This is a genomic window from Exiguobacterium sp. RIT594 (assembly GCF_003339585.1).
Taxonomy (GTDB): domain Bacteria; phylum Bacillota; class Bacilli; order Exiguobacteriales; family Exiguobacteriaceae; genus Exiguobacterium_A.
This window is the reverse complement of record NZ_QPKF01000001.1, coordinates 1,534,256-1,555,868: the sequence shown is the minus strand read 5'-3', so window position 1 is coordinate 1,555,868 and position 21,613 is coordinate 1,534,256. Positions and strand designations below refer to the sequence as shown.

The 21,613-nt window shown below is 48.2% G+C and carries 25 protein-coding genes; 22 read left to right on the top strand and 3 right to left on the bottom strand.

Annotation, left to right across the window (positions count from 1 at the left end):
• The 4 genes from DVG79_RS08115 to DVG79_RS08100 all read left to right on the top strand — a co-directional run bounded on the left by DVG79_RS08115 (position 1) and on the right by DVG79_RS08100 (position 2,597).
• Positions 1–582 carry a CDP-alcohol phosphatidyltransferase family protein gene (locus DVG79_RS08115; protein WP_114596262.1) on the top strand — a complete coding sequence of 194 codons (582 nt, stop codon included), beginning with the start codon at positions 1–3 and terminating at the stop codon, positions 580–582.
• Complete coding sequence (locus tag DVG79_RS08110; RefSeq protein ID WP_114596261.1) at positions 579–1,172, top strand: NUDIX hydrolase; 594 nt, start codon at positions 579–581, stop codon at positions 1,170–1,172. Before DVG79_RS08115 ends, DVG79_RS08110 begins: the two co-directional genes overlap by 4 nt.
• Positions 1,173–1,306: 134 nt before the next feature.
• On the top strand, positions 1,307–1,843 hold the full coding sequence (locus DVG79_RS08105) for a PadR family transcriptional regulator (RefSeq protein ID WP_114596260.1): 537 nt from the start codon (positions 1,307–1,309) through the stop codon (positions 1,841–1,843).
• A 130-nt stretch (positions 1,844–1,973) separates the two neighbouring features.
• A complete protein-coding gene (locus tag DVG79_RS08100) occupies positions 1,974–2,597 on the top strand; it encodes a hypothetical protein (protein WP_114596259.1) in 624 nt (207 codons plus the stop codon).
• Between the two features lie 84 nt (positions 2,598–2,681).
• Here DVG79_RS08100 and DVG79_RS08095 read toward each other — a convergent pair whose 3' ends face one another.
• Complete coding sequence (locus DVG79_RS08095) at positions 2,682–3,338, bottom strand: type 1 glutamine amidotransferase domain-containing protein (protein ID WP_114596258.1); 657 nt, start codon at positions 3,336–3,338, stop codon at positions 2,682–2,684.
• A 68-nt stretch (positions 3,339–3,406) separates the two neighbouring features.
• On the bottom strand, positions 3,407–4,261 hold the full coding sequence (locus tag DVG79_RS08090; protein ID WP_114596257.1) for an aldo/keto reductase: 855 nt from the start codon (positions 4,259–4,261) through the stop codon (positions 3,407–3,409).
• 185 nt (positions 4,262–4,446) lie between these two features.
• Between DVG79_RS08090 and DVG79_RS08085 the strand changes: the two genes are divergently transcribed.
• The 10 genes from DVG79_RS08085 (at position 4,447) to DVG79_RS08040 (ending at position 12,866) form a co-directional block, all read left to right on the top strand.
• Complete coding sequence (locus tag DVG79_RS08085; protein WP_114596256.1) at positions 4,447–4,983, top strand: NUDIX hydrolase; 537 nt, start codon at positions 4,447–4,449, stop codon at positions 4,981–4,983.
• 96 nt (positions 4,984–5,079) lie between these two features.
• Positions 5,080–5,562 (top strand): ferric iron uptake transcriptional regulator, encoded by a 483-nt coding sequence (gene fur, locus DVG79_RS08080; protein ID WP_026828821.1) that lies wholly within the window; start codon positions 5,080–5,082, stop codon positions 5,560–5,562.
• Positions 5,563–5,687: 125 nt separating this feature from the next.
• The gene (xerD, locus tag DVG79_RS08075) at positions 5,688–6,572 is read left to right on the top strand and encodes a site-specific tyrosine recombinase XerD (RefSeq protein WP_114596255.1); all 885 of its coding nucleotides are present in this window, start codon (positions 5,688–5,690) and stop codon (positions 6,570–6,572) included.
• Positions 6,573–6,696: 124 nt separating this feature from the next.
• The gene (gene deoB, locus DVG79_RS08070) at positions 6,697–7,869 is read left to right on the top strand and encodes a phosphopentomutase (protein ID WP_114596254.1); all 1,173 of its coding nucleotides are present in this window, start codon (positions 6,697–6,699) and stop codon (positions 7,867–7,869) included.
• Between the two features lie 18 nt (positions 7,870–7,887).
• Positions 7,888–8,700 (top strand): purine-nucleoside phosphorylase, encoded by an 813-nt coding sequence (locus DVG79_RS08065; RefSeq protein WP_026833469.1) that lies wholly within the window; start codon positions 7,888–7,890, stop codon positions 8,698–8,700.
• 50 nt (positions 8,701–8,750) lie between these two features.
• Positions 8,751–10,052 carry a pyrimidine-nucleoside phosphorylase gene (locus tag DVG79_RS08060; RefSeq protein ID WP_114596253.1) on the top strand — a complete coding sequence of 434 codons (1,302 nt, stop codon included), beginning with the start codon at positions 8,751–8,753 and terminating at the stop codon, positions 10,050–10,052.
• An 85-nt stretch (positions 10,053–10,137) separates the two neighbouring features.
• The gene (locus DVG79_RS08055; RefSeq protein ID WP_114596252.1) at positions 10,138–11,142 is read left to right on the top strand and encodes a S66 family peptidase; all 1,005 of its coding nucleotides are present in this window, start codon (positions 10,138–10,140) and stop codon (positions 11,140–11,142) included.
• A gap of 103 nt (positions 11,143–11,245) precedes the next feature.
• A complete protein-coding gene (locus DVG79_RS08050; RefSeq protein ID WP_012369909.1) occupies positions 11,246–11,683 on the top strand; it encodes a peptidylprolyl isomerase in 438 nt (145 codons plus the stop codon).
• 97 nt (positions 11,684–11,780) lie between these two features.
• Positions 11,781–12,308, top strand: a complete 528-nt coding sequence (locus DVG79_RS08045; RefSeq protein WP_114596251.1) for a type 1 glutamine amidotransferase domain-containing protein — start codon at positions 11,781–11,783, stop codon at positions 12,306–12,308.
• A gap of 210 nt (positions 12,309–12,518) precedes the next feature.
• Positions 12,519–12,866, top strand: a complete 348-nt coding sequence (locus tag DVG79_RS08040) for a GNAT family N-acetyltransferase (protein ID WP_026828814.1) — start codon at positions 12,519–12,521, stop codon at positions 12,864–12,866.
• A gap of 31 nt (positions 12,867–12,897) precedes the next feature.
• Here the strand turns inward: DVG79_RS08040 and DVG79_RS08035 are convergent, their stop codons facing one another.
• Positions 12,898–13,362, bottom strand: coding sequence for a DUF309 domain-containing protein (locus DVG79_RS08035; RefSeq protein WP_114596250.1), 465 nt, complete (start codon positions 13,360–13,362; stop codon positions 12,898–12,900).
• 94 nt (positions 13,363–13,456) lie between these two features.
• Here DVG79_RS08035 and DVG79_RS08030 point away from each other — a divergent pair, with 94 nt between their 5' ends.
• The 8 genes from DVG79_RS08030 to DVG79_RS07995 all read left to right on the top strand — a co-directional run bounded on the left by DVG79_RS08030 (position 13,457) and on the right by DVG79_RS07995 (position 21,612).
• Positions 13,457–14,212, top strand: coding sequence for a segregation/condensation protein A (locus tag DVG79_RS08030; RefSeq protein ID WP_114596249.1), 756 nt, complete (start codon positions 13,457–13,459; stop codon positions 14,210–14,212).
• Positions 14,202–14,774: an SMC-Scp complex subunit ScpB gene (gene scpB / locus DVG79_RS08025; protein WP_114596248.1), complete on the top strand. Its 573-nt coding sequence runs from the start codon at positions 14,202–14,204 to the stop codon at positions 14,772–14,774. Before DVG79_RS08030 ends, scpB begins: the two co-directional genes overlap by 11 nt.
• Positions 14,774–15,535, top strand: coding sequence for a pseudouridine synthase (locus DVG79_RS08020; protein ID WP_014969990.1), 762 nt, complete (start codon positions 14,774–14,776; stop codon positions 15,533–15,535). The genes scpB and DVG79_RS08020 overlap by 1 nt, the downstream gene beginning before the upstream one ends.
• A 126-nt stretch (positions 15,536–15,661) precedes the next feature.
• Positions 15,662–16,252 carry a redoxin domain-containing protein gene (locus DVG79_RS08015; RefSeq protein WP_026828810.1) on the top strand — a complete coding sequence of 197 codons (591 nt, stop codon included), beginning with the start codon at positions 15,662–15,664 and terminating at the stop codon, positions 16,250–16,252.
• 21 nt (positions 16,253–16,273) lie between these two features.
• Positions 16,274–17,815 (top strand): cytochrome c biogenesis protein ResB, encoded by a 1,542-nt coding sequence (resB, locus tag DVG79_RS08010; protein WP_233494558.1) that lies wholly within the window; start codon positions 16,274–16,276, stop codon positions 17,813–17,815.
• The gene (ccsB, locus tag DVG79_RS08005) at positions 17,812–18,978 is read left to right on the top strand and encodes a c-type cytochrome biogenesis protein CcsB (protein WP_114596246.1); all 1,167 of its coding nucleotides are present in this window, start codon (positions 17,812–17,814) and stop codon (positions 18,976–18,978) included. Before resB ends, ccsB begins: the two co-directional genes overlap by 4 nt.
• Positions 18,979–19,165: 187 nt before the next feature.
• On the top strand, positions 19,166–19,882 hold the full coding sequence (locus tag DVG79_RS08000; protein ID WP_012369919.1) for a response regulator transcription factor: 717 nt from the start codon (positions 19,166–19,168) through the stop codon (positions 19,880–19,882).
• A gap of 2 nt (positions 19,883–19,884) precedes the next feature.
• A complete protein-coding gene (locus tag DVG79_RS07995; RefSeq protein ID WP_114596245.1) occupies positions 19,885–21,612 on the top strand; it encodes a sensor histidine kinase in 1,728 nt (575 codons plus the stop codon).
• The last annotated feature ends 1 nt before the right edge of the window (position 21,613 follow it).

The window sequence follows — 21,613 nt, the reverse complement described above, 5'->3', positions numbered from 1 at the left end:
ATGTTAGATACGCGCGCCAGAAAAGTCGTCCAGCCCCTTTTTGAGCAAATGGCGACATTATTGAAGAAGATGGGGCTTTCGGCCAACCAAGTGACAATCATTTCCGGCATTATCGGTGCTTCGACCGGTTTCTTTGTCTATAACGATATGATGGGAATTGCAATTTTATTATTATGGCTGTCCGGAGCGCTTGATGTCGTCGACGGCACGATGGCACGACGGGAGAAAACAACGCCGATCGGAACGATTCTTGATTTAGTCCTCGACCGGGTCGTGGAATTATCCGTCCTGATTGGTATTGCCTTGCGGTTTCCGGAGACGCAGGTCGTTATTTTATTACTCGTCGCCTCATTCGTCATCGGTATGACGATGTTTCTTGCGATTGGAGCGGTCAGCGACAATTACGGATTCAAATCATTTCAGTATCAGCCGGGTCTTGTCGAACGGACGGAAGGATTTCTTTTCCTGACTGCAATGTTACTGTTCCCAAGCGCCATCATTTGGATTGCCGTCCTCTTTTTGATTGCTGAATTGTACACGGTCGGCGAACGGTTTTATCAAGCATCGAAGGTGTTGCGATGAGTGAATCGGAACAGTTGATGGTCGTCGATTCATCCGGTCAGCCGCTGTATCCAGAGACCCGGGAAACGGTACATCGTGACGGATTATGGCATGAAACGTTTCATTGCTTTGTCATTGATCTCGACAAAGGACACGTTTTGTTACAGCAACGGGCGAAGCAGAAAAAGGATTTTCCGGAGTTGATTGATATCACGGCTGCCGGGCATTTGCTCGCAGGTGAAGCGCCAAGGGACGGAATCCGCGAACTCAAAGAAGAGATTGGGCTTGTCCGGCAGTTTGAGGAGTTGTTTTCCCTTGGCGTTTTCCTGGAAGAGTTGATAGTAGGTGACTTGAAAGATCGTGAACGAGTCCATCTGTTCCTGACGGATTCAGCAATGCCGCTCGAACGTTATGTTCTGCAAACAGAAGAGGTCAGTCGATTGATTGCCTTACCACTTTCCGAGTTTGCCCGGCTGACGGATGAGACAGCAGAAACGTTTAAGACCGTCGATCAGGAAATCATCCACCGTGATCAATTCGTACCGCATCCGTCTGCCTACTTTAGACGTGTGAATGACGGAATTCAAGCATATCGTGTCCAACAGACATAACGAAAGGGCTGTCATGCATTTTTATGCGTCAGTCCTTTCGTTTTTTTGCGGTAAAGCTAGGCAAAAAGTAGCATAATGGGCATTTCTTTGAGATAATTAACAATATATACATTTGATGAAAGAAGGTGCAGCCAGTGGCGTTACGATTTGCATTGCTCGGACTGCTAACTCAGGGAGAAGCGACCGGATATGATTTAAGTACGACGTTCAAAAAGCAGATGACCCATTTTTGGACGGCACATCATACACAAATTTACCGTGAATTGTTGAAAATGGAAGAAGATCAGCTTGTGACCAGTGTGTATATCGTCCAAGAAGACTTACCCGATAAAAAGGTCTATTCGATTACGGAAGAAGGTCAAACGGCACTTGTCGCCTGGTTGCGTGCGCCAAGTGAGTTCAAGCCGAAGATGAAAGATGAAAACTTGATGCGGGTGTCCTTGCTGCATCTGTTGCCGCCGGATGAAGCGATTTTGTATTTGGAAGAATCGAAGCGGCATCACCAGTTTGCCGTCGATATGATGAAGGTCTGGCGGAAAGATCATTTAGAAAACGGGGCAACGCTCGGGGAAACCTTGACGAGTGAATACGGCTTACGCATGATGCTGAATTATCTCGATTGGTGTGACTGGGCGATGGAAGAAATAAAGAAAAGTCAGGCGAATGTCTAAACTATACAGTGATATCATCAATCCTTTGTCAAAACAGGGGATTGTTTTTTTGCGTCGTCAAAAGAGCATTCGAGACAGACGATATGGTACAGTAAATGAATTGTAAAGGGATTAGAGGAGGACTACGAACGTGAGTGTATTTACAGATTATGAAGAATGGTTGGATGAAGTCACGGATGAGATGATTGAACATCAAGTTCATTATGCCGTCGCAGAATTAAAATTAGGCGGAGAAATCGGTGACTACTATGAAGAATCCGGATTGATTGACCGGTTTGTCACACAACAGTTGGTCTGGTTATCGTTTGAGGAAATGGAACAGATTTTAGATGAAGCGGGAGAGCTGAATCTTGAAATCGTAGCAGACGAATCAGAATCAGATGTGCAACGGTCACAAGTCAAACAGATTCTGAAGCAATCGATTAAACAACAGCTGGTGCTGAAGTCGCAACCGTTCGTCGCGACACGCCTCGAACAATTGCGTCAGGAGCATCCATCTGTCAAAGATCAGTTTGAAGAAGTCCGGTCGGCATACGATCAGGTCGATCATCTCCTGAAGACGGGTCCGGAACCGACGATTATCCCGAAACGGTGGTACCGGCGGGAACGGGTTGTTCCCCGTGCGTTCACTCCGGCGGAACAAACGAGTCTGGAGCAGGAACACCTTGAGCTGACACCACGGTATGAAACACAAAAACAAAAGTTAGAAGAATTGAGCCGTGAAATCGAAGCCTACGAACGCGTTTTACCGTAAATGCAATCTTTTCCGACCGAATCACATAAAAAGCCCCGATCCGATGTACGCATCGGATCGGGGCTTTCGTGTAGGAATAGTTGCTTAGACAGTTGCAAGTTTAGCAATGACGAGTTTAGCGACAGCTTCACTTGATGCAGGATTTTGACCTGTGATGACGTTACCGTCGATGACAGCAAATTCTTTTCCGGCATCGGAAGTCAGGAAGGTTGCCCCTTCACCGCGTAATGTTGTTTCAAGCAAGAACGGGACTTTGTCTTCGAGTCCTGTTGATTTTTCTTCTTCGTCCGTGAAGCCGTTGATTTGACGGCCTGATACGAATGGTTTGCCATCAATCGTAACGTGTGCAAAGGCAGCAGGACCATGGCAAACAGATGCGACGATCCCGTCTTTTTTGACCATCGCTTCGATTGCACCTGCGACGAGTGGATTATTCGGGAAATCGACGACTGCCCCATGACCGCCCGGGAAGTAAACAGCATCAAATGATGCAGCATCTACATCGGCAAGTGGCGTCGTGTCGTGTAAGGCACGGCGTGCTTCCTGGAATTTAGGCAGGATTTCTTTCACCATTGATGCTTTATCGATCGGTACGTCGCCGCCTTTGACCGAAACGACTGTGACATCGTGACCGGCTTCTTTGAACAGGTTGAACGGAGCAGCAAACTCCTCGAACCATAAACCGGTTTTATGACCGTTCATTTCGTCAGCACTTGTAGATACGATTAAAATTTTTGACATGATAAAAACTCCTCCTCTGTAATAACGTTACAAAGAAGAAGTTTCCCTGCTGGTGAAAAACTCAAACCTCACCGGTGTTCTGTATACGTATGGACGGGAAGAAGTGACAAGACATGCGCAATCTGTTCAGCCGTCAACGGTTCCCGCATCGCCTGCAGATTCGCCTGCAGTTGCGACACACTTGACGCACCCGGCAGTACGATATCAGCTTGCTGATCAATAGCCTGCAGTGCCATGGCCGGGAGGGGATAGTCCTGTAATGTCGATAAAATGTGTTCCAGCTGTTCCTTATCGTACTGTTCGAACCGGTCGACCGATTGAAGACGAGACATGCTCTCTGTCGTCAGAAGACCTTTGGCGAGCGGTCCGCGGGCAACGAGTTTAATGTTTCGCTCTTGAAGCCGCGGCAATAACTCCTCGATCCGACGGTCGAGCAGCGAATACGGTGTCATCAAATAACTGAAATCACTATGGTCAAGCCAATAGTTGATGACGTTTGGACGGAGTGACGAGAGGCCGTATTCTTTGATCCGTCCTTCTTCCTGCAAGTCTTTCATGGCACGAATCGAAGCGTCCAAATCATCGTCCATCGTTCCGCCATGGACATAATAGAGGTCGAGATACGGTGTTTCGAGACGGTTCAGACTCTCCATACACGCTTTTTTCAGATAGTCGTAGCTCGGGTCCCACGTCCAGCCGGTCCCTGTATCATTCATCCGGTTTCCGCCTTTTGACGCCAAAAACATCCGGCTGCGATCTTCCGGTGAGAAAGTCTGTCCAATCAGTGACTCGACTGCGCCGTTGGCATAGACATCTGCTGTATCGAAGTGGACGATGCCTTCGTCGAGCGCTGTCCGGAGTATTTCGGTTGCTTCCTCTTGACCCCGTTTTAAAATCGTCATCGTACCTAAACCTAGTGTCATATCAATCCCTCATTTCTTTCGACTAGTGCTACTGTGTATCAGTTTAGCATATTTGATCCAGGTTGTTCCCGGGTGGATTTGTAAGGAATGGGCATTCCGTCGGAAAAGGAAACAGACTTGCAACGGGAATCGAAAAACAGGCATACTATGAAAGAGAAGAAATTCGATTAGAAGAGGTGTCTATGATGGAAGAAAAAACATTAGAGCGGGAAGTTATTTATGAAGGAAAAGTCTTTAACGTCGAGAAACATGTCGTCAGTCTTCCGAACGGTAATACATCTGTCCGTGAATTGGTCTATCATAACGGCGCAGTCGCAATCATTGCGTTTGACGAAAAAGGAGATTTGTTAGTCGTCGAGCAGTACCGGAAAGCGTTTGAACAATTATCGATTGAAATCCCGGCCGGAAAACTGGAAAAAGGGGAAAATCCGGAAGAGTGCGCAGGACGTGAATTGAAGGAAGAGACCGGATACGCGGCAGATGAGCTGACGCATGTGTTTGATTTTTACGGAGCACCCGGTTTTTGCAGCGAACGCGTACATATTTATGAAGCAACGGGTTTGACTGCGGGGCAACGCCAACTGGATCCAGATGAATTCTTGGAAAACCAGACGTTGACGCTTGAACGGGCACTTGAACTTGTCGCAGACGGGACGATTGTCGATGCCAAAACGATCATGGCGATTCAGCATTGGCACATTCGTACATTAAAATCATTCTAAAGTGAATGATTTTCAGTTGATAATCATTTTAATTTGAAAAACAGCAGATTATCGGCTATGATAAAACCATCAGTTTCGACCAAAGGGGGCGCTATGATGGAAAGTCGTGTTGAACGCATTAAAAAACAGCTGAGCGGTAAAGGATATAAGCTGACTCCCCAACGTGAAGCGACCGTACGGATTTTACTGGAGCATGAGTCGGACCACTTAAGTGCAGAGAATGTCTTTTTATTGGTCAAAGAAAAAAACTCAGACATTGGACTTGCGACGGTCTACCGGACACTTGAATTATTAACGGAGCTTGAAGTCGTTGATAAAGTCAATTTCGGAGACGGCGTATCCCGATTTGATTTACGGCAGGAAGGTGCGAGCCACTCGCATCATCATCTCGTCTGTATCGAATGCGGATCTGTCGAGGAAATCCTGGATGATATGTTAGAAGAAGTCGAAAAAGAAATCGTCACGCGTTTCCAATTTAAAATCAAAGATCACCGCTTGACGTTCCATGGTGTATGCCGGGTTTGCCAAGAGCGTCATGCACGCGAAGCACTGGAACAATCACAAACACAAACCGTCTGACTGTCCTCATCAAAAAGGGGACGGTTTTTCTTTTTGAAAAATATAGGTCAGACCTCTTCACAACGGTTTACACCTTTGATATGATGGGAAAGTAAGCGATTTCTTAATGACAGAGGATGAGTTCAGTGAGACAACAACTGGAGACATTTATCGACTATTTAGTGATTGAGCGGCAGATGTCAGCGAACACGGCAGCTGCTTATCGAAATGATTTAAACCAGTATTTGACGACGCTTGAACAGCAAGGGATTTCGTCCGCGGAAGAAGTCACACGCCACCATATCGTCCTTCATATTGAATCCTTGTTACAGGCGCAAAAATCACGGTCGACGGTCCGGCGGTCGACGAGCTCGATCCGATCGTTCCATCAGTTTTTAGTGGAACGTCAAATTGTCCGCCATGATCCGTCACGTCATCTTGATTTGCCGAAACCGGATAAAAAACTGCCGGTTGTTTGGAGTCAAACCGATATCGTCCGTTTGCTTGATTCGGTCGTCGGAAATGATCCGCTTGTCCGGCGGGATGCAGCAATGCTTGAATTGCTCTACGGAACCGGTATGCGTGTCAGTGAATTGTTACAGTTGACACTGAGTGATTTGCAACTTGAACTTGGTTACTTGTCCTGTCTTGGAAAAGGCAACAAAACCCGGATTATCCCGATCAGTCAGACAGCAATTGACAGCGTCTCGACTTATCTTGAGCTGGCCCGCAACAGTCTCGGTGGACGGCAAACGGATTATGTGTTCCTCAACAGTCGCGGCGATCGTTTATCGCGGCAGGGTTTTTGGAAGATGATTAAACGCCGCGCAAAAGAAGCGGGAATTGAAAAAGACATCACTCCCCACGTTTTGCGTCATTCGTTTGCGACCCATCTTCTTGAGAACGGAGCAGACTTGCGTGTCGTTCAGGAAATGTTAGGGCATGCCGATTTATCGACGACGCAAATGTACACACATGTCAATAAAGCCAGGCTGCATGATGTCTATAAGAACCATCATCCCCGTGCATGATGGTTTTACGTTTAAAAGGTCTGACTTCAGACAAATAGGGTGTTTTGTCTAGTCCATTTACGGGAAAATTCTAACGGGATTTATCTTTAGTAATAAGCAATAAGCATATAGGAGGAATTTTAATATGGCTCAACCATTCAAACGCGTATTTTTAGTCGTCATGGATTCGGTAGGAATCGGAGAAGCACCGGATGCAGAACAATTCGGTGACCTTGGTGCGCACACACTCGGACATATTGCGGAACAACGTGACGGTCTGAATATGCCGCATCTCGCTCAGCTTGGTCTGTCGCATATTGAACCTGTTCAAGGTGTGTCAGCAGATGCTACGCCACTTGCTTCTTACGGGAAGATGGAAGAAGTTTCAGCCGGCAAAGATACGATGACTGGTCACTGGGAAATCATGGGCTTGCGGATCGACACGCCGTTCCGCGTCTTTGAGAAGTTCCCGGAAGATTTAATCGGTCGCCTGGAAACATTCTCAGGCCGGAAAATCATCGGGAACAAACCGGCATCCGGAACAGAAATTCTCGATGAACTTGGACAGGAACATGTCGAGACCGGTGCGTTGATTGTTTATACATCAGCAGACTCCGTGCTTCAAATCGCAGCGCATGAAGAAGTCGTGCCGCTTGAAGAACTCTACCGGATTTGCGAGTATGCCCGTGATATTACACGCGACGACCCGTATATGCTCGGCCGGATCATTGCCCGTCCGTTCCTCGGTGAGCAGGGAGCATGGGTCCGGACTTCAAACCGTCACGACTATGCGCTGAAGCCGTTTGACCGGACTGTCATGAATGAACTCGAAACAGCGGGTCTTGATGTCATCTCGCTCGGGAAAATTGCCGATATCTTTGATGGTGAAGGTGTCACGGACGCGATTCGGACAAAATCGAACATGGACGGTATGGATCAACTCGTCAATCAGCTCGATCGTGACTTTACGGGACTTTGCTTCTTGAACCTCGTCGATTTTGATGCGTTGTTCGGTCACCGTCGCGACCCGCAAGGATACGGTCAGGCATTAGAAGAGTTTGATGCCCGTCTGCCGGAAGTCTTTGATCGCCTGCAGGAAGATGATTTATTGATCATCACAGCAGACCACGGCAATGATCCGGTTCATCCGGGAACAGATCATACCCGTGAGTACGTTCCGCTGTTGGTCTACTCGAAAAACGGTGTTGCAAAAGATCTTGGTATCCGTTCGACGTTTGCTGACCTTGGAGCAACGGTTGCCGATAACTTCAACGTGAAGCTGCCGGCGCACGGTACGAGTTTCTTGTCAGAACTTTAATTTAAGGGAGCGATTCAGATGACAGTCAATTGGAATGAAACACGGTCGTATTTAGAAAGCAAGATGCAGGCGAAACCGGAAATCGGTTTGATTCTCGGTTCAGGACTCGGTGTCCTGGCGGATGACATCGAAAATCCGATTGCGATTCCTTACAGCGATATCCCGAACTTCCCCGTCTCGACGGTAGAAGGTCATGCCGGGCAGCTCGTCTTCGGAACGCTCGAAGGCAAACAAGTCGTTGCCATGCAAGGACGTTTTCATTTCTATGAAGGCTATTCGATGGAAATGGTTACCTTCCCGGTCCGTGTCATGAAAGCAATCGGTGTCGAAACACTGATTGTCACGAACGCAGCCGGTGCGTGTAACGAAGCATTTGAACCGGGAGATTTGATGCTGATCACGGATCACATCAACTTCTTCGGCACAAACCCGTTGATTGGCAAAAACGTTGATGAGATGGGACCACGTTTCCCGGATATGTCGAAGCCGTATGACGCTGAATTGTTGCGTCTTGCCCAAGAAACAGCAGACGAACTTGGTATTCAAGTGCGTCAAGGCGTTTACTTCGGCAATACAGGTCCGACGTACGAAACACCGGCGGAAGTGAAACTTGCCCGCCTGCTCGGTGGAGATGTCGTCGGTATGTCGACGGTTCCGGAAGTCATCGTTGCCCGTCACTCGGATATGCGCGTGCTTGGTATTTCGTGTGTCTCGAACATGGCAGCCGGCATTCTCGATCAGCCGCTTCACCACGACGAAGTCATGGAAACGACGGAACGTGTCCGTGCGCACTTCCTGTCACTTGTCCGCGGTTCGATCAAAAAAATGTAAGAATTGTAGCCCGATAAAAATACGAACGACCCCTTGAGGAGGAACTTATTATGCGTATGGTAGATTTGATTGCAACAAAACGAGACGGTGGCGAGTTACCAACAGCCGATATTAAAGCGATGGTCGAAGGATTCACGAACGGTGACATCCCGGATTACCAAATGTCAGCCATGTCGATGGCAATTTTCTATCAAGGCATGTCGGACCGCGAAATCGCGGATTTAACGATGGCGATGGTCGAATCAGGTGACGTGATTGATTTATCACGCATCCACGGTAAAAAAGTCGACAAACACTCAACAGGCGGAGTCGGCGATAAGATCAGTCTGATCGTCGCACCACTCGTCGCATCAATCGGAATTCCTGTCGCGAAGATGAGCGGACGTGGTCTTGGTCACACAGGCGGAACGATCGATAAGCTCGAAGCGTTCCCTGGATTTGATGTCGAGTTATCGGAAGAAGCTTTCGTGACACAAGTCAATGACATCAAGATGGCAATCATCGGTCAAACAGGCAACCTGACACCAGCCGATAAAAAATTGTATGCGTTACGTGACGTGACGGCGACGGTCAACTCGATTCCATTGATCGCAAGCTCAATCATGTCGAAAAAAATCGCAGCCGGTGCAGACAGCATCGTCCTTGACGTTAAAACGGGTTCAGGCGCTTTCATGAAATCATTTGAAGACGCGAAAGCACTTGCGACAGAAATGGTTTCAATCGGAAAAAGTGTTAACCGGAAGACGATTGCCGTCATCACGGACATGGATCAGCCGCTCGGAAACGAAATCGGAAATGCAAACGAAGTCAAAGAAGCGATTGAAGTCCTCCAAGGGAAAGATGTACGCGATTTGAAAGTCATTGCCTTGACGATTGCATCACACATGGCAGTCCTCGGTGAGTTCTACCCGACGTTTGACGAAGCGTATGCCGATCTTGAAACACGTCTCGCAAACGGAGCAGCACTTGACGTCTTCAAGAAATTCATCGCAGCACAAGGCGGCGACGCGTCACTCGTTGACGATATGTCAAAAGCACTTGAAACGAAGTTCGAAAAAGATTTCGTCGCGTCTAAAGCCGGATACGTCTCAGAAATCATTGCCGATGAAGTTGGTGTCGCAGCGATGATTCTCGGTGCAGGCCGGGCAACGAAAACGGATGTCATCGATCACGCAGCAAGCGTTACATTGTTCAAAAAAGTCGGCGACAAAGTCGAAGTCGGTGATGTCATCGCGACACTCCGTTCGAACAAAGAAACACTCGATCAAGCAATCGAAAAAATGGATCACGCGTATCATATCAGTGACACGAAGCCGGAAGCACGTCCGCTCGTTCACGCAGTCATTCAATAAGGTGTTTTCTGACAACCGTCTGGGTTTCTTTCCCAGACGGTTGTTTTTTGGTATAGTAAAAACATAAACGGGAGGGGGAAACCAGATGAAACCAGCTCAATTAAACGTCGGGGATACGATTGCGATTCTTTCACCGGCTTCTGCCGTCGCAGCGTACGTACCGCGTCGTCTGCAACGGGGAATCGAGACGCTTGAACGGATGGGCTTTCAAGTCCTCGTGATGCCGAACACGACAGCGGTCCACAGTCATACGGCAGGAACGATCGGGGAACGGCTTCAAGATTTACATATGGCGTTTCAAAATCCGGACGTCAAAGCGATCATTGCAACGATTGGCGGCTTTAACTCGCATCAGTTGCTCGATGAACTGGATTACGACTTGATCCGGAATAATCCGAAAATCTTCATGGGGTACAGTGACATTACGGCTCTTCTGTCTGGCATTCAGACGAAAACCGGTTTGACGACGTTCGTCGGGCCTGCGATTTTACCGCAGTTTGGTCAACTGCACGGACTGGATACGTATACGCAGAAGTGGTTTGAAAAAACGTTGATGCAGACCGGACCGATTGGTCAAATCGAAGCATCCGACGAATGGACGGATGAAGGTTTGCGCTGGGATGTCAATGATGACCGGAGACGGACACACGTCGTCAATGAGGGGTACGTCGTCGCCCGCGCAGGACAAGGGAGCGGACCGATCATCGCCGGCAATCTCGGGACACTGCTGTTGCTTGCCGGGACACCGTATATGCCGTCGTTCGACGGTGCTGTTTTAATGCTTGAAGATGACGAAAGCGAAACACCGGCGACGATCGACCGGTACTTTACACAACTCCGTCATCTCGGGGCATATGAAAAGATTTCGGCGATTGTCATCGGGCGTTTTCACGGAAAAGTCGAGTTTGATCCGGACTTTACGCTGAAGGACATTCTCCTGCGGGCGACCCGCGGTTATGACTTCCCGATTGTACTCGGAGCAGACTTCGGGCATACGGATCCGGTCTTCCCGTTACCGAACGGCATTCAGGCATCGGTGACTGCCGGTGAAACGGTTGTGCTCGAAATTCTCGAATCCGCGGTCGAGTGAGTAAAAAACCTGCGTTTTGCGTAAAGATTTGATACACTAGGTAACGGAGCCGCGAATGTCGTGGCGAACACCACAGCTGAAAAGCGCGAAAGGTTGGTATACGATGCAAAAAACAGGATATATCTTACTGGAAGACGGTAATAAAATTGAGTTTGAACTGTTTAACGACGATGCACCGATCACAACAGAAAACTTCGAGAACCTTGCGAACTCGAACTTCTACGATGGATTGAACTTCCACCGTGTCATCCCTGGTTTCGTCTCACAAGGCGGTTGCCCGATCGGAAACGGTACAGGCGGATCAGGTAAGACGATTCCGTGTGAAACGTCAACATCATACCCGCACAAGCATAAAGCCGGTTCACTTTCAATGGCACATGCTGGTCGTAACACGGGATCAAGCCAATTCTTCGTTGTTCATGAGCCGCAACCACACCTCGACGGCGTGCACACAGTCTTCGGACAAGTGACATCAGGTCTTGAACATGCAACAAAAATGAAGCAAGGCGCTGGCATTAAAGAAATTCGTGTCGAAGCGTAAGTGATTTCTTCCCTTCTTTGATGAAAGAAGGGGAGTTTTTTTTTCGTTCAATACGGGAAGTGACAACAAGAACCGAAAAACGAAGGAGTGATGCATCATGCGTTTAGCAGGAAAAAAGATCATCCAACTTGTCAGTAATGATTTTGAAGATTTAGAGCTGTGGTATCCGGTCCACCGGTTACGCGAAGAGGGAGCAACGGTCGACATCGTTGGTGAGAAGGCCGATGAAAAATATATCGGAAAATACGGTGTCCCGATTGTGTCGGACAAAACGTTTGACGAAATCAATCCGGCAGATTACGATGCGATTTTAGTACCGGGTGGCTGGTCACCCGATCTATTGCGCCGGTTTGATTCGGTCCTCGCCATGGTCCGTCATTTTGACCAAACGAAACAACCGATCGGTCAGATTTGTCACGCCGGGTGGGTTCTGATTTCAGCAGGTGTCTTGAATGGTGTCAATGTCACGAGTACACCGGGAATCAAAGATGATATGACAAATGCCGGAGCAACGTGGCATGATGAGCCGGTCATCGTTGACGGACACATCATTTCAAGCCGTCGCCCACCGGATTTACCGGACTACATGCGCGAATTCATTAAAGTACTGGAAGATTCGAAGTAAAACAGTATCGTCTGAAAAAGTGCGCCTCCCTGTCACCGGACAGGGAGGTCTTGTTTGAAAATGGGACAGAGGCAATTGTTTTACCGGAGTCTGCTTTTTTGACGGATTTGACGAAAAGTGAAGCATTTCAGGTCGAGAAGGTGTAGAATAAACAAGTCTCAGTTGATCATGTTCCTGAGAGTTGTTGAAACTAGGAAGGTGTAGAATCAGATGCTAGTAAAATATAAAAAGTTGAATGAACGGACCGCGATGGGGTTAATCGCTTTTTCGTGCGAAGTGAAGGATCCGAAGTATTTGCTTGAAACGGTTCAAACCTATGAACAAGATGAGAATCAACAGTTGTATCTCTATAAACAGGATGAAGATTTTATCGGCATCATCGGATTTCAATTAGTGGATGGCCACGCTGAATTGAAACATATCGCCTTGTCGCCATCGTTCCGCGGGGAACGGATGTCGTATATGTTACTGGATGCAGCCGAAAAGATGTTGCGGACAGAAATCACGGGTGCAACGGACGAAACGAGTCGACTTGTTGAGAAATGGAAAAATCAATAAAAACCGGTCCATGTAGTTACGGACCGGTTTTTCATTTTTTTTGCCGCGCGGCAAGTGCCGCTTGTCGTGCCGTGATGACATCCTGCCGGTCCCGCAGGACGTGTTTATGTCGCAAGAACGACAGGTCCTGCAACTGTTCAATCGGCAGACTGTTGATCCGTTGGTCCAAGTCATGTGCGAGGGGTAACGGAATATGCTCGTAGTCCGGCTGCATGAATACTGGTTGTAAGGCAAGCAGACGGGGGACATCGATGCCTTGGGCGGACAGTGATCCGGCATGCCGTTCGAGTTTTTGGAACGCTTTCGGATAGGTCCGCATCGCTCCCTGTACATTGCCGCGGCGGTGGTGATAGCGGGCGACGGCGAGCTGAATCAAGGCGACGAGGGATTCATCTTGCCGTTGCCCGGCCTGCCACAATTCTTCAAGTACTTCGTGGCATTCGAAATAGTCATGTTGGACGTTGAATTCAAAGGCAAATTGTTCGATTGGATGCATGGATGGATCTCCTTTCCTTTTAATATAGCATAGTCGAAATCAGGTGATGTGTGGTATACTAAGGCGCAAAAAACGTTGATGGGCAGGGAGAATCATGGAATCATACAGTGTAAAGATGGATGCGTTTGAAGGCCCGTTGGATTTGTTGTTGCATTTGATTGGTAAACTGGAGATTGACCTGTATGATATTTCCGTCTCAATCGTGACGGATCAGTATGTGTCCTATATTCGGGCCATGCAGCATCTCGAACTGGATGTTGCAAGTGAATACCTTGTCATGGCAGCGACGCTCCTGCAATTAAAAAGTAAACAACTGTTACCTGTCGAACAGACGGATTTCGAAGAAGTTCCGGATTTTGAAGAGGATCCGACACGTGAAGGGTTGATTCAGCAACTGATTGAATATAAAGCATACAAAGAAGCTGCACTTGTCTTAAAGGAAAAGGAAGAAGCGCGGCTCGAACTGTTTTCAAAACAGCCGGAAGACTTGATGACGTATTTGGATCCGGACAATCAGGATTACAGTGGAAACCTGTCTTTTAGTGACTTGTTGCGCGCCTATGAGAAAATGCGTCAACGTGTCGCCTGGAAAGTACGCCGTTCAAAAACCGTCAAACGGGAAGAACGGACTCTTGAACAACAGATGGTTCATGTTTCGGAATATGTTTTTGCCAATGAAGGAACGACGTTTTTTGGTTTCTTCACGGAACAACCGACCGTTGAAGAATTGGTCGTCAGCTTTTTGGCCGTACTCGAACTGGTCAAACAACGGGTCGTCGCCTGTGAGCAAATGAACGACGATATCCTGTTGCGTGCCTTAGTGAAGGAGGAGAATCAGATTGGCGTATGAGCGAATCATTGAAAGTTTGTTGTTCGTCGTCGGAGACGACGGAATCGATCCGCGTGGTCTGAGTCAAGTCCTTGAAATCAGTGAGGCAGCGGCTCGGGAACAGTTGCACGCCCTTCAGACAACATTTGAAGCGGACGAACGGGTATTGCAAATCGTTGAGTCCGGCGGTGTCTTCAAGATGGTCACCCGGAAAGAGATGTCACCGTATGTGCAGGCGTATGCCGGGTCTCTTGCAGAGGACAGCCTGTCACGTGCTGCGATGGAGACACTCGTCATCATCGCCTACAAACAGCCGGTTACCCGGGCGGACATCGAAGTCATTCGTGGTGTGAAGACGGAACGTGTCATCCACACGTTAAGTGCAAAAGGATTAATTGATGAAGCCGGACGTGCCAAAGGCGTCGGGCGTGCCAAATTGTATAAGACGACGGATCATTTTTTGGATCACTTCGGACTGAACAGTATCGAAGAATTGCCGCCGCTTGAGTTTGAAGAAACACTTGAAGCGGACGGGGATTTGTTTTTCCGGAATGAACCGTCACTAGAGGAGAGAATAAATTAATGGAACGTCTACAAAAAATTATTGCCCAGGCCGGTGTCGCATCACGACGCAAGGCAGAAGAACTAATCACAGAAGGTCGCGTCAAAGTCAACGGGAAAGTCATCACGGAACTCGGGACGAAAGTCGGCGGACGTGCAGAAGTCGAAGTCGACGGCGTTAAGCTGGAACGGGAAGAACACGTTTACTACATGCTGTATAAACCAACCGGTGTCGTCTCGACGGTAGAAGATGATAAAGGCCGTAAAACGGTCGTCGATCTTGTTCCCCCGGGTCACCGCGTCTTCCCGGTCGGCCGTCTTGACTACAACACAAGCGGATTATTGCTGTTGACGAACGACGGCGAGTTTTCGAATCTCCTGCTCCACCCGAAATACAAAGTACCGAAACGTTACATCGTCAAAATCAAAGGCGTGCCGGACTACTATCATGTCAAAGGTCTTGAAAAAGGTGTCGTCTTACCGGACGGATTCAAAACCGGTAAAGCACGCGTCGAGATGCGCGATGTCGATAAGAAAAAAAATACCGCGATTTTAGAAATGGTCATCTATGAAGGCCATAACCGTCAAGTCCGTCAAATGGTCGAAACACTCGGTGCAGAAGTCATCAAGTTGAAACGGGAACAGTTTGGTTTCCTGACGCTTGCTGGATTAACATCAGGCGACTGGCGTGAACTTTCGAAAAAAGAAGTCAATCAATTGCGTGAGCTGGCGGATCCGGTTGCTCCCCCTACGAAAAGACGTAAGAACACAAAAAAACGTTAATTTGTAAAGCGAGAAGCTCAGCCTGCGGGTTGAGTTTTCTTTGTTTGTGACAAAACGATTAACGTATTTCACATTCTGTCAACAATTAAGCGATTTCAAGTACAATATGGGTGGAGGCGGTGCAACATGAAAAAAACGAATCAGAACCCGGATGAGCGGCTAGCAGCCGCGAAGCAAAAGAAGAAAAAACGTTCATTTTGGCGGTTAATGATCATGACGATGGTATTATTCGCCGGTGCGGTCGTTATCATGCAGTTTGTCGATCAGGCGACACGGGATAAAGACGGTCGTGTCCTTGCCGGAGATGACGCGCCAGGATTTGCACTTGTCGATTTGTATGGAGAAAAACAACATACGATGGACGAGTACAAAGGCAAAGGACTTTTACTCAATTTTTGGGGGACATTCTGTGAGCCCTGTAAAAAAGAAATGCCGTTGATCAACGACAATTACGACATGATGCAAAAAGAGGGTGTTAATTTTGCGGCAGTCAACGTCGGTGAGACACCGGTCCGAGTATCCAGTTTCATCAAGGAAATCGGAGGAACCGACTATCCGGTCCTGATGGATACGAACAGTGCCGTTGAGAAGGCATACGGGATCTACAACCTGCCTGTGACTTTCATCATCAACAAAGAAGGTAAGGTCGTTGAAAAGTATGAAGGTGAAATTGACCAAGCGAAGTTAGAGGAAATGATCAAAAAAGCAAACGAGTAACGCATCGAGGGGGAATTTATGATGCAGCAGGAATATAAGCAACTGGATATGCGTTATGAGGAAGCCGAGCTTCGTTCAAAACGAAAAAATCAATCATGGATCGACCGGACATGGACGTTCTTTTCATCCGTTAAAGTCGGTTTGTGGTTGATCGGCTTAATCATCATCGCAAGCGGCGTCGGAACCATCTTCCCGCAGGAGATGTACATTCCGCAAGCGATTCCGCCTGAAGAATTTTACGGAAAAGAATATGGCACGGCCGGTGAGATTTATTATGCCCTCGGCTTCCATAATTTGTTTGAATCCTGGTGGTACATCGGCTTAATCACATTATTGCTGTTATCCATCATCATTGTATCGATCGACCGTTTCTTCCCGCTGTATCGTGCGTTGAAGAAACAACCGGTCATCCAGTCCGACCGTTTTATGGGCGGTCAGCGATTTGGCGCTGAAGCGACTGGGACGGTCAAACAGATTGATGCCATTGAACCGTTACTGAAGAAAAAAGGCTACAAGGTCCGTCGTCAAGACGGTTCCTTGCTCGCGGAGAAACAACGCTTCGGGCGCTGGGGTCCGTATATCAACCATATCGGGCTTGTCCTGTTCTTCGGCGGGGCGATGTTACGCATCGTTCCCGGCATGCACGAAGATGAGCTGATGTGGATCCGTGAAGGCGAAACATTGCCGGTCGAAGCGACGGACAATAAGTATTATCTCGAGAATAACTCGTTTAACATTGAGTTTTATGATCCGGCAAAAGAACCTGAGAAATTCAGAGAAGCTCTGAAACGGGCCGGTGGAAGTGTTCCAAAGAACTATGACACCCAGATGACGCTGTATAAAAAAACCGGCATGACGGACGACTTTAAACCGAAACTTGAGAAAGTCAAAACCGGTGAAACAGCCGTCAACCAACCGTTCGAGTTCGGGAATTATCAAGTTTTCCAAGAACAGTATGCAGCGGATCCGGAATTCAAGACGATGTCATTCAACATCGAGAATCAAAAAACGGGTAAGGTCGTCGATACGATTAAAGTCGACTTGCGCAATCCGCAGGAAACTTACAAATTAAAGAACGGTTATGACGTCGAACTGAAAGACTTCTTACCGGACTTCGTCGTCAAGGATGGAAAACCGACAACGAACTCGTCCCGTCCCGTCAATCCGGCGTTTGTCTTTACGATCAAATCACCGGAACATCCAAAAGGGGAACGGAGTCTGATCGGAATTAAGCTGAATGTCGGCGGCGATGAAAACCAGTACAAGATGGGCTTTGCCGGTACGGAACTGTCGAACATTTCCGGCGTCCGGATTAAAAAAGATCTGACGCTGCCATTCCTGTTCGCTGGCGGTATGATATTCATGATCGGGTTGCTGCTCGGCATGTACTGGCCGCACCGCAGACTCTGGTTGAAAGAAACAAACGGGCAGATCAACATTGCCGGATTTACGAATAAAAATGCACTTGGACTTCAAAAAGAAGTCAATCTCGCCTTGACTGAAGTGGGACTTCCGCAACTGGAAGACCGGCAGAAGTTGCGGGAAGAGGGGGAATCGAAATGAATCTGCTTAGTTTAAGCGGTAATTTACTGCTTACGTCGTTCATCTTATATCTGATCAGTACCGGTTTCTTTGCCGTCGCAACAAGTGGTAAAAAGGGACCAAGCCGTTCCGGGAAAATTGCTTTCTCACTCGCTCTTTTGGGATTTGTGGCCCAGCTCGGCTACTTCTTCACACGCTGGGCAGGAGCTGGACACGTTCCGGTTTCGAATCTTTATGAGTACACGACATTCTTCGGAATGATGATGGTACTCGGCTTCCTGATCGTCTACGGGATTTATCGCAACAATGTCCTCGGACTTGTGGCGATGCCGGTCGCGTTGCTTGTCATCGCTTACGCGTCGATGTTCCCGGATGAAGTTCAACCGTTGATTCCGGCACTTCAAAGTGTCTGGTTGAAAATCCACGTGACGACGGCAGCACTCGGAGAAGGGATTCTTGCAGTCAGCTTCGCAACCGGATTGCTGTACCTGATCCATGCGACAGACTTCAACAAAGAATCGAAAACACGGACATGGCTTGAAGTCGTCATGTTTTCACTCGCATGTGTCGTCGGTTATATCATCGTCGGTTTATTGTTCAATGCACTCGGAACGAACTCGACGATCGAGTATGTCGCGAAAAACGGTGCGACGATGCAACATGACTACACGATGCCAGTTTTGACTGGTCCTGAAAACGGAAAGATCATTTCCGGTTCTGGTGCTGTCGTTGAATTACCGAATTTCCTCAATGCCAATAAGGTCAATACGGTCTTATGGTCATTGATCGGCGGTTTAGTCTTCTATATCCTGCTTCGCTTCGTCATTTTACGGAAACGTTTGGCGGAGAGCCTGAAACCGATCGCCCGTAAGATTGATCTCGAGACAGCAGATGAAATCAGCTACCGTGCGATTGCGATTGGTTTGCCTGTCTTCATTCTCGGTGGACTGATCTTTGCAATGATTTGGGCACAGATGGCATGGAGCCGTTACTGGGGCTGGGACCCGAAAGAAGTATGGGCCTTGATCACGATGCTGTTCTACGTCTTCTACCTGCACATGCGGATCCAGCGCGGCTGGATTGGTAAAAAATCAGCGTGGTTGTGTGTCGGCGGCTTTGCCGTCATCATGTTCAACCTCGTCTTCGTCAACTTGGTCGTTGCGGGTCTTCACTCTTACGCATAAGTAACGAAAACAATTACTGGAATCATCAGTCAAGGATGGACGGTGGAAGGAAACTTCCGCTGTCCATCCTTTTTTAGGCGAGACGATTGATTTCCGCGGTCAGAGACGCTATTTCTTTTGTTTCATAGTATACTAGGAGAGTAGTAGGATAGAGTGAGACAGATTAGTTCATGGGAGGAATCAACTGATGTCAGAAGAAGCGCGTATTTTAGTCGTCGATGACGAAGAACGGATTCGACGTTTATTAAAAATGTATCTCGAACGTGAGAACTTTACGATTGAAGAAGCCGACAATGGAGAAACGGCTCTCGAGATGGCACTTGAAACGGAATATGATGTGATTCTACTTGATTTGATGATGCCGAAGCTCGATGGCATGCAGGTCTGTGAAGAACTGCGGAAAACGAAAGCGACACCAATCGTCATGCTGACGGCAAAAGGCGAAGAGACGAACCGGGTCCACGGTTTTGAAATGGGTGCGGACGATTATATCGTCAAACCGTTCAGTCCACGCGAAGTCGTCTTACGTGTCAAGGCAATCCTGCGCCGGGCAAGTGCAACGAAGTTCCTGCATACGGATGCGAAAACAAAAGATGTCATCGTCTTCCCGCACTTGACGATTGATAATGATGCCCACCGCGTCACAGTCGAATCGCAGGAAGTCAATTTGACACCAAAAGAATATGAATTGCTGTATTTCCTGGCGAAGCAGACGGACAAAGTCTTTTCGCGGGAACAGTTATTAAAAGAAGTCTGGAACTATGAGTTTTTCGGCGACTTACGGACCGTTGACACCCATGTCAAACGACTGCGTGAAAAACTGAACCGTCTGTCACCAAATGCAGCCCAAATGATTACGACGGTTTGGGGTGTCGGCTATAAGTTCGAGAATAATCCCGCCTGACGATGAAATGGTTACAGAGCGTCGTCATTAAATTGTGGGGAACGATTTTATTACTCGTTTCCGTCGTCTTGATTGCCTTGACGATTTTATTACTCGAATTTTTTAACTCGTTCCATATCGAACAGGAACGGGGTCATCTCGCGAAACTCGGGCAACAGGTCGAAACGGTCTTCCAGGCCCACAGCGGTCTCGAAGAAGGATCGGCGACCGCGATCGAGATTACCGATATTTACGGGGCGACCTTGATTGCGACGACGAAAGACGATACGGTCGAAACGAATATCTCGGAAACAAAAGCAAAGCGGATCATCAAGGAACTCGAACGTCAGAACTGGAAAGCCGTTGACGGTGAAGAAGGGGAGACCGCAATCGGGAACTACGAGACGTTTAACGGAAAAGCAGCTCTTGCTTACCGTGCTCCGTTCATCACGGAAAGCGGAAGCGGGACGATGTATCTGATCGAGCAGTTGACGAACATCGAACAGGCGAATGAAGGAGCGCGGCAAATCATTCAGCTTTGTGTGTTGCTGGCCATCATCGGAACGACCGTCTTTGCCTTCTTCCTGTCGACCCGGATTACGGCTCCGCTCCGAACGATTCGTCAAGCGGTCGTCGAGGCCGGTGAAGGAAAGTTTGATCAGAGTCTGACCCAGCGCTCGCGCGACGAAATTGGGGATTTGGCGCTGGCGTTTAATGAGATGAGCAGTCAGCTCAATCAGTACGTCACGGATCTTGATAAGGAACGTCATCTGTTATCGTCCATCTTAAGGTGTATGGCGGACGGTGTCTTGACCTTCTCGGAATCAGGTGAATTACTGGCGACTAATCCGCCGGCCGAAGCGTTCCTGGCGGGTGGACCGGTTCCGGATGAGTTGATTGAGTTGTTCCAGACGGTCATGCGCAAAGAAAAAGAAATGACGGTTTCCTTTGAACGGGAAGGCCGCTTTTATATCATCATCGTCAGCCCGTTGCTTGAGCAGGAAGAACAAATCGGAGCAGTTGCTGTCCTGCGCGATATGACGGAAGCGCAGCAACTTGAGAAAATGCGGGCCGACTTCGTCGCAAACGTCAGCCATGAGCTGCGGACACCGCTCGTCATGCTGCAAGGTTATTCGGAAGCAATTGTTGACGGGATGACTGAAAGTGATGAAGCGACAAAAGAGTTTGCGTCCATCATTTACGATGAGTCGCAACGGTTGTCCCGCCTCGTCAATGATTTGCTCGATCTGGCACGGATGGAAGCCGGATATCAGGAAAAACGGATTGAACCGATTGATGCCGTTCCGTTCGCGAACCGGATGATCAAGAAGTTCAAGCAGATGGGACTTGAAAAGCGGGTCTCGTTCGAAGTGGCCGGTCCCGACGTGCAGTTTGAAGCTGATCCGGATCAAATGGATCAGGTGATGACAAATCTGCTTGGAAATGCGTTACGGTATACGGAAAATGGACAAATCAAGATTGAAATCACAGAAGATAGGGAAACTATATCTTTATCTGTAATTGATTCAGGGGACGGTATTCCGGAAGAGGATGTCCCGTTCGTCTTTGACCGTTTTTACAAGGCGGACAAAGCCCGGACACGCGGCAAGACAGGGACCGGAATCGGTCTTGCGATTGTTGCAAACGTCGTCCGGTCGCACGATGGAGAAGTCCAGGTCGAAAGTGAACTGGGCAAAGGATCCGTTTTCCGAATTCAATTACCAAAAAAACAAAGGAAGCGAACTTTATGAT